Annotated in this window: 8 protein-coding genes and 1 pseudogene; 7 read left to right on the forward strand and 2 right to left on the reverse strand. The window is 52.7% G+C overall.

Annotated elements, in window-relative coordinates:
• Position 1 precedes the first annotated feature (1 nt).
• Complete coding sequence (locus BM395_RS11010; RefSeq protein ID WP_090511738.1) at positions 2-886, reverse strand: LysR family transcriptional regulator; 885 nt, start codon at positions 884-886, stop codon at positions 2-4.
• Positions 887-1025: 139 nt separating this feature from the next.
• Here BM395_RS11010 and BM395_RS11015 point away from each other — a divergent pair, with 139 nt between their 5' ends.
• From BM395_RS11015 to BM395_RS11040, 7 genes are all read left to right on the forward strand, one after another.
• Positions 1026-1724 carry a CoA transferase subunit A gene (locus BM395_RS11015; protein ID WP_090511740.1) on the forward strand — a complete coding sequence of 233 codons (699 nt, stop codon included), beginning with the start codon at positions 1026-1028 and terminating at the stop codon, positions 1722-1724.
• A 47-nt stretch (positions 1725-1771) separates the two neighbouring features.
• Complete coding sequence (locus BM395_RS11020; RefSeq protein WP_069899727.1) at positions 1772-2431, forward strand: CoA transferase subunit B; 660 nt, start codon at positions 1772-1774, stop codon at positions 2429-2431.
• Between the two features lie 33 nt (positions 2432-2464).
• Positions 2465-3646 carry an acetyl-CoA C-acetyltransferase gene (locus tag BM395_RS11025; protein WP_090511798.1) on the forward strand — a complete coding sequence of 394 codons (1182 nt, stop codon included), beginning with the start codon at positions 2465-2467 and terminating at the stop codon, positions 3644-3646.
• A gap of 160 nt (positions 3647-3806) precedes the next feature.
• Positions 3807-5705, forward strand: coding sequence for a DEAD/DEAH box helicase (locus tag BM395_RS11030; protein ID WP_090511743.1), 1899 nt, complete (start codon positions 3807-3809; stop codon positions 5703-5705).
• A 366-nt stretch (positions 5706-6071) separates the two neighbouring features.
• Entirely contained in the window at positions 6072-6629 is a 558-nt protein-coding gene (locus BM395_RS23160; protein WP_141124090.1) for a fimbrial protein, read from the forward strand.
• A gap of 60 nt (positions 6630-6689) precedes the next feature.
• Positions 6690-7241 (forward strand): fimbrial protein, encoded by a 552-nt coding sequence (locus BM395_RS11035; RefSeq protein ID WP_090511746.1) that lies wholly within the window; start codon positions 6690-6692, stop codon positions 7239-7241.
• Positions 7242-7402: 161 nt separating this feature from the next.
• Positions 7403-7945 carry a fimbrial protein gene (locus tag BM395_RS11040; protein ID WP_170860585.1) on the forward strand — a complete coding sequence of 181 codons (543 nt, stop codon included), beginning with the start codon at positions 7403-7405 and terminating at the stop codon, positions 7943-7945.
• Positions 7946-8242: 297 nt separating this feature from the next.
• Here BM395_RS11040 and BM395_RS23450 read toward each other — a convergent pair.
• Positions 8243-8500 (reverse strand): annotated as a pseudogene (locus BM395_RS23450) (ISL3-like element ISStma11 family transposase); the annotation flags it as partial.

Genomic DNA, 8500 nt, shown 5'->3' on the forward strand with positions numbered 1-8500 from the left:
CTCAGGCCAGATGCATTGCCCGTAAAGAGTCAAACAAGGCCTGCGCTGACACTGAGAGCTGATTATCCGGTTTGGTAAGAATGCCGATATTTCGCTCGACAATCGGCGCTTCCAGCTCAAGGCAATGCGCGCCCAACTCGCGCATCTGCTGCCTGCACAACGCCGGCACCGCGCTCACGCCAAGGCCGCTGGCAACCATCCGGCCCACTGTCGCCAATTGATGGCTCTCGAACACAACCGGCAATTGCATTGCGTGGCGTGCCAGATGCTGCTCAAGCATTACCCGCACGGCAGAAGGCCGTTGCAATGTAATGAACGGCTGTTGCAAAAGGGTGGGCCAACTGACGGTGTGCTGCGCTGACAAGGGTGAATCGGTGCCCACCACGGCGATAAAACGGTCACGGTAAAGCGCGGTGAACTGCAACGATGTATCGCCATCCGGCTCGAAGGCAATGCCCAACTCCACTTCGCGGTCGCGCACCATCGCAATCACCTGCTCGTTGATGACATCGTTCACCGTTACGTTAACGTTGGGGTAGCGCGCCCGGAAATTCATCAATACATCGGGCAGTAAGTTGCAGGCGAAGGAGGGCATGGCAGCAAGGGTTACGCGCCCTTGCTGCAAGGTGAAACGCTGGCGAAGTTGTTCCTCGGCATTCTCCCAGTCTGCCAGCAGCCGACGTGCCATTGGCAGCAGCGCTTCGCCCTCGGGCGTCAGGTTGACGTTGCGGGTGGTACGGCTGAACAGGCGCCCACCGAGGCCGTCTTCCAGCGCCTTGATCGTCAGGCTCAAAGCTGACTGCGACAAATGCAGCCGTTCGCAAGCCTGAGCAAAACTCAGGCTTTGCGCCACTGCTAAAAAGGCCCGCAGCTGTTTGATGGTCATCCGTTGTGTTTTCCTGAGATCGTATTGTTTTGATTATCTAATTAATCATGCTTAAAAATCAACTTAACAAAATACGCTATTGCGCCGAGACTCAAACCATACAGCCGCTTGCGGCCCAATAATAAAGAGGACAGTGCACATGGCAGGTTTTGATAAGCGCGTTAACTCATACGCAGAGGCAATGGCTGGATTGAGTGATGGCATGACCGTCATCGCCGGTGGTTTTGGCCTGTGCGGCATCCCTGAAAATCTCATCGCCGAAATCAAGCGCGTGGGCGCACGCGACCTGACAGTTGTTTCGAACAACTGCGGCGTCGATGGCTTTGGCCTCGGCGTACTGCTCGAAGACCGCCAGATCCGCAAAATGATCGCTTCATACGTCGGCGAAAATGCGCTGTTTGAGAAGCAACTGCTCAGCGGCGAGCTAGAAGTCGAACTCACACCGCAAGGCACCCTGGCTGAAAAAATGCGCGCCGGCGGCGCTGGCATTCCTGCGTTCTTTACCGCAACGGGTGTCGGTACGCCGGTAGCCGAGGGCAAAGAAACGCGTCAGTTCAATGGCCGCGATTACCTGATGGAAACCGCTATCGTCGGCGACTTCGCCATCGTCAAAGGCTGGAAGGCCGACTGGTATGGCAACGTGATTTATCGCCACACGGCACAGAATTTCAACCCGCTCGCGGCCGCTGCGGGCAAGATCACCGTGGTTGAAGTTGAAGAAATCGTCGCACCGGGAGAGCTGGAGCCTACCCAGATTCACACCCCCGGCATCTATGTCGACCGAGTGATACTTGGCCAGTTCGAGAAACGCATCGAACAACGCACCGTGCGCTGCTAATCACCCGCGTCGAAACCGCGATATTTCAGATAAGAGAGAGATAAGAAATGGCCCTTTCCCGCGAACAAATGGCGCAGCGCGTTGCCCGTGAGCTGCAAGATGGTTTTTACGTCAACCTTGGCATCGGCATCCCGACGCTGGTCGCCAACTATGTGCCGGAAGGCATGGAAGTCATGCTGCAATCCGAGAACGGCTTGCTTGGCATGGGCGCGTTCCCGACTGAAGACACAATCGATGCTGACATGATCAACGCCGGCAAGCAGACGGTTACAGCGCGCACCGGTGCTTCAATTTTTTCCTCCGCAGAATCATTCGCGATGATTCGTGGCGGCCACATTGACCTCACCGTACTCGGCGCATTCGAAGTCGACGTCGCCGGCAATATCGCGTCCTGGATGGTGCCGGGCAAGTTGGTCAAAGGCATGGGTGGCGCGATGGATCTGGTCGCAGGGGCCGAGAACATCATCGTGACCATGACCCACGCCTCAAAGAATGGTGAGTCCAAGCTGCTGGAGCGCTGCTCCTTGCCACTCACAGGCGCTGGCTGCATCAAGCGCGTGCTCACCGATCTGGCTTACCTTGAAATCAGCGATGGCGCATTCATCCTCAAAGAACGCGCACCCGGTGTGAGCGTCGAGGAGATTATTGAAAAGACGGCCGGCAAATTGATCGTGCCGGATCACGTGCCAGAAATGCAGTTCGCCTGAGTCTACGGAGAATCACAAGTGACCGAACAAACCATTCAGGATGTCGTCATCGTCGCCGCCACACGTACAGCTGTTGGCAGTTTTCAGGGCGCGTTGGCGCAAGTACCCGCCGTTGAATTGGGCGCAGTGGTGATCCGCGCGCTGCTGGAACAAACCGGTATCGACGGCGCAGAAGTAGACGAAGTCATCATGGGCCAGGTGTTGACCGCAGGCGCAGGGCAAAATCCCGCGCGCCAGGCTGCAATCAATGCGGGACTGCCCAACGCCGTGCCGGCGCTAACCCTCAATAAAGTCTGCGGCAGTGGCCTTAAAGCGCTGCACCTGGGCGCGCAAGCCATCCGCTGTGGCGATGCCGAGGTGATTATTGCCGGCGGCCAGGAAAACATGAGCATGGCGCCCTATGTAATGCCGGGCGCACGCACCGGTTTGCGTATGGGCCACGCGCAAATGCTCGACAGCATGATCGTCGATGGCTTGTGGGATGCATTTAATGACTACCACATGGGCATCACCGCCGAGAATCTGGTCGACAAGTACGCTATCAGCCGTGAAGAGCAAGATGCATTTGCCGCTCAATCGCAGGCCAAGGCCAGCGCGGCGATCGAGGCGGGCCGTTTCACTGCAGAAATCACCCCGGTGATGATCCCGCAGCGTAAAGGCGAGCCAGTGGCTTTTGCGACTGACGAACAACCTCGAGGCGCAACCACCGCAGAAAGCCTGAGCAAATTACGCCCTGCATTCAAGAAAGACGGCAGCGTAACCGCCGGTAATGCCTCCAGCCTCAACGATGGCGCGGCTGCCGTGATGTTGATGAGCGCGGCAAAGGCCGAAAAATTGGGCTTGCCCGTACTCGCGCGCATCGCAAGCTATGCCAACGCAGGTGTAGACCCGGCAATCATGGGAATTGCCCCGGTTAGTGCCACGCAACGCTGCCTGGCCAAAGCGGGTTGGGCCTTGGCTGACCTCGACTTGATCGAAGCGAACGAAGCCTTCGCCGCGCAAGCGCTGGCGGTGGGTAAAGAGCTGCAATGGGACGCAGAGAAGGTCAACGTCAACGGCGGTGCCATTGCTATCGGCCATCCGATTGGCGCATCCGGCTGTCGGGTACTGGTGACTTTGCTCCATGAAATGCTCAAGCGTGACGCCCATAAAGGCCTTGCGACCTTGTGCATTGGCGGCGGGCAAGGCGTAGCGCTGGCTATCGAGCGGGCGTAATCCCTATCCCGTGTACAAAAGCCCCTTACCACGCATAAGGGGCTTTTGTTTTTGAGTCGCAGCGCCCCCACAAACACTTTCGCGTATCTGCAAATTTCCCGCAGCAGCCTAAAAAAACATATGATATCAACGATATACATCTACCCGATGGACGTTGGTAATGCTCTCTGCTGTCAAGCGCTACAGGTTTCGTTTATCCGGCGCATTAGCCCGTTACTTCCCAAGAACGGCTGAATACCTGCGTGAGCAAGGTTCTCTGCACAGTCCATTAGCGCCAACTTCAAAACCGCGTACGGGCAAGAAATCTGTCAAGGCTTCAGCAAGCAAAGCCGTAACGGATAAAACTAAGCCAGCCAGTGCCGGGCGAAAGCGCGCAACACCCGGCATTTACTCCGCAAAGCCCATGGACATTACACCGGCCCATGTCCAAGCCATGCGTGACAAGGTAGCTGCCGCCGTTCAAGCTGGCGTGATCAGCCAGCCTTCAGACGAACAGTGGGCGATGATTGTCTGTGAGAGCCCGCTCACGCGTATTTTTGCCGGCGCTGGTTCAGGCAAGTCGACCACATTGGTCTTGCGCGTTGTGTTCATGCTTTGTCATATGGGCATAGAGGTAGACAAGCTTTGCGTCATCTCGTTTACCAGCGCCTCGTGCGCAGAGCTGCGTGAGCGCCTGATTAAGCTACTGCGGTTCTGGCAATACCCGTTCGATGCAGCACAAGCCCGCGCAACCGTACGCACATTCCATTCCGCAATGGGCGTTATGGCCAAGGCCTCGTTGGGTAATCCGCAATGGTTTGAACAGTTGGGCGCGCGCGGTGCCAGCGCTGGTGAACTGGATAACCCGCTAACGGGCGCAAGATTGCAATCAGCACAGTTGAATCTTCTCAATGATGCCTATCAGCAGTGCTATTCAGAGGTTGCAGAATTCCGCGAACTGGTTCATTCACTGCTGCAACTGCCAGCACCGCAGCAAACAGACGCGCCAGGCAAGGCGCCCATGGCTGGTTTCAAGCTCAATGGCGAGTTCAAGCCCGCGCCGCTGCCTGAGGCGTTTTATGCTCAGGCGCAGTTTATTGAAAGCATCGGCATCACGATTGCCGACATCCAGCCGCAAAAACTGCAATGCGCAGAGCACGAGCGCACCTTTATCAAAGCCTTGCAGCAGTTCAACGGCTATTTCATGGCCGCTCTACAGGCTCAGGGGCTCATGACCTTCAACTGCGCATTTGCTCAGCTCAGTGCCATGCTTATGGCGCCGGAGGAGGGCACTGTGCAGTCAGCTGCCAGTGCTTACAGCCACTTGTTGGTCGATGAATTCCAGGACATCTCCCCGCAAATCGTTCAGTGGCTCCAAGCCTTGCACCGCCACTTAAGCGCTCATAAACAGCCCGTAAGCTTGATGGCCATTGGTGATGACTGGCAGTCGATTTACGCGTGGCGCGGCAGCTCGCCTGAATTGTTCATGAACTTCGACGTGCACTTCCCGTGCAAACCGAAAACCCGCAAAAGCCAAGTGCTGATGCTGGAAACCAATTACCGCTCCATCGCCCCCATTGTGAAGGATGCGCAGAACTATCTGCAGGCAGTGGCCTGCAAGCAAGATAAAGCTGCAACGGCCGTGCGCAAGGCCCAATCTGATGATCACGGGCTCAAACACATTCGCGGATTCGACCTTAGCCAGCAAATGCCGCAACTGATCAAGCAGATTACCCAGCAGTGCGACTATGCCGCGCAACGTAACTCCACTGAAGCCACAGCGGTGTTGTTGCTCAGCCGGCGCAATGAACCGCTAAAGCGCATAAATGCCCAGCTGGATAAAGAGTTGCCGGTCAAGTGCATGACCATCCACCGCGCCAAGGGTCTGCAAGCGCAAGTGGCGATCATTCTGGACGACGGCGCCACTCCGATGCACTACCCATTGCGCAATGCGCTGTATCAATATTCCGGGTTCTTTAGCAGCAGCTACGACCAAACCATGAACGATGAGGCGCAACGTCTTGGTTATGTCGCGATCACCCGAGCGGTAAGTCGGGCGTACTGGTACTCAAATAAGTGATATTTATCATTTATTAATTACACAACCATCAATAAGTTGGCTGAAATTCACCTAAATGTAATAAACAAGATTTGTCGTCGCAGGTTAAAATGAAACGTTGAGTTACATATATAGTAAGTAGGCGCTGAATAGAAAGCACCTGCAGAACGTTTCCGCATCCTTAAGAGAAGTTGCGAAAGTGTCTATTACTTCAAGTACATTAACTCGAAGTTCAATTACACTGCGGCTCATCAGAAAACTCCTACATATTTGCCTTTGGCCATTGGCTAGTATCGAATTTGCTCAGCAGTGCTTAATTCGTAACAGAGCGCGAGAGCAATGTCGGGGTTTCTACAAGTAATCTAAAATTCAAACATCGAGGGAACGATGAAGACTATATTGAGCTCAGCTTTATTCAGCGTAGGCGTCATGACGGCAGGTATCGCATCTGCGTCGGACGGTACCGTAAACTTCGTAGGCAGCGTAATTGGAGAAAGCTGCAATATCGATATTTCCCAAGGCCAGGCTGTGAATGGTAGTGGCCCTAACGGCTTGGTGACACTGCCTACGTTGGGTATCTCTGCATTGCCAGGTGAAGGCTCAAAAGCCGGCAGCACATCTTTCTTATTGCTTCTTTCTGATTGTATGCCTGGAGCTACGGTTCGGCCGTTCTTCGAGTCATCAAATGTAAACCCTTCAAGTGGCTACCTGCTAAACACAGTGTCAACAACCAACGGCGGTTCGTCTGGCGTAGAACTGGAGATATTGAACGTAGATAATGAATCAATTGATTTGAGAACGAATCCCGAAAGCGTAAACTTTTTCCGAGATATATCCGATTCAGGGTCGACGGTATTTGAATACTATGTCCAATATTCAGCAGCTGCAAATCCGACTTCGGGTGCCGTTAGCAGCGCGTTGACCTACACACTTCAATACAGATAAACCTTGGCAGTAATCACACTGGAAATTGGTTACATACTGTTTGACTATTAAGAGGTTTTTATGAAAAAGTTTTTGGCTTGCACGGTTTTGGGTTTTGGATTCATTGGTTCTGGTTTTGCATATTCGGCTGATGGGATAGTCCAATTTAACGGCATGTTGACCGAAGAATCTTGCGATTTGTCAGTAGATGGCAATGGCTATTCCGATGGGACGGTAATCATACCGCCAGTTCCATTGAGTGAGTTGACAATTCATGACGACGCTAAACAAACTCCATTCTCTATTGCACTTAGAAATTGTAATACCGCATTGACAGTTCGGCCGCGTTTTGAAGCGGATAACACAGTAGCGGGCTTCTTAGTAAACACAACACCGCCCGAAAATGGAGGTGCTGAGAATGTTCATATTGCGATCTATAACGAAGAGGGTACACCGCTGAATGCCGGTGGATACAACGCAGACGATAGAAATCCCTATAAGCCAGTCTCAGTGGATGGAGAAACAGTATTCTACTACAACGCTGCAGTCTCTGGCGTTGTGAATAATAGTTCAAACAGCGCAACTGTTGGTTTGGTTACCAGTTCCTTGGTGTACAGCATAGAGTACAAGTAAGAGAACAACTGGTCCATGTTCATGCTTATTGATGTTAAGCAGAATTTACATGAATGTGGTTGTGGCCTATAGAGTACTGTTCAAAGCAAACTGCACAACGCCAAGCAGTGAGTTGTGCAGGGCAGTACGAGGATGAATCTTCAACATGGATGTTGCTGGCTATGAGATATACGCTCTCTGCGATTACATTAGGGGTAAGTCTGCTTTCAGCGCAGTTTACCAGCGCGGATGACGGCACGATTCATTTCTCCGGATTGGTGCAAGACCAATCTTGTGACCTCTCGATTAATGGCAGTGGCAGTGGTGATGGCACGGTTACATTGCCAAACGTACTACTTTCAGAACTGGATAGTCCTGGCGTCGAAGCAGGTAAGACACCTTTCACTATTGCATTGCAAGACTGCACGCCTGGCTTGATGGTACGTCCGTTTTTTGAATCGAATAATGTGTACGCACCCACTGGCGCATTGGGTAATTCTACTTTGCCATCCGCAGGTGGTGCTGAAAACATAAATGTAGCGATTACTAATGATCAAGGAGCACGGCTCGACCTCAATACCAATCTGGTAGCAGATAATCCTTTCAAAGAAATTGACAACAATGGAGAGGTTAGCTTTGTTTACAAAGCAAGTTATTTGGCAACCGGGAATGTTGGCGTCGGTAAAGTAACCAGCGCACTGGTCTACAACATGATTTATCAGTAAGTTAGCTAGAGTTTATTGAAATTGCTCTCGAAGTTGTCATATGAATCAAAGACATATGACCATTGAATGGATAACTCAGATATTATGACAATGCGTAGCAAGTTTGTATTTACCGCTCTTCTACTGAGCCTTTCGACCAGCAGCTTAGCCAGTGTAACCATCAGCGGTACCCGTATCATTTACCCCGCGCAAGAACGCGAAGTCACCATAGACCTCAATAATAAAAGGGTATCCGGAACCAGGTGTGGAAACCTTGTTTTAGCCCCCACCGCCTGACTCTAGGATTTTGTTGAGCGGTTAGGAAAAGCAGCCCTTTTCCAGTAGGTCGCACAGGGTTGGAATATGTGGGCCGTACTCGATGGCCTTGACGTTCTCGTCTGCCATGCTGAAGCGATACATGACTTTTTCTGGCAGGAAGGACTTTGGCTTTCTGCCGCGCACTTTCGTTGTCGGCTTACGGGCTTGCTTCTCATAGATAAGTCGGGCCCGCATTACTTCAAAGCTGTATCCTCGTCCCATCCTATTCATGTCCTTCGCTAGCCGGTTGGTAGATTC

Origin of the sequence: Pseudomonas marincola (assembly GCF_900116605.1) — a bacterium.
In the GTDB taxonomy this organism is placed as follows: domain Bacteria; phylum Pseudomonadota; class Gammaproteobacteria; order Pseudomonadales; family Pseudomonadaceae; genus Aquipseudomonas; species Aquipseudomonas marincola.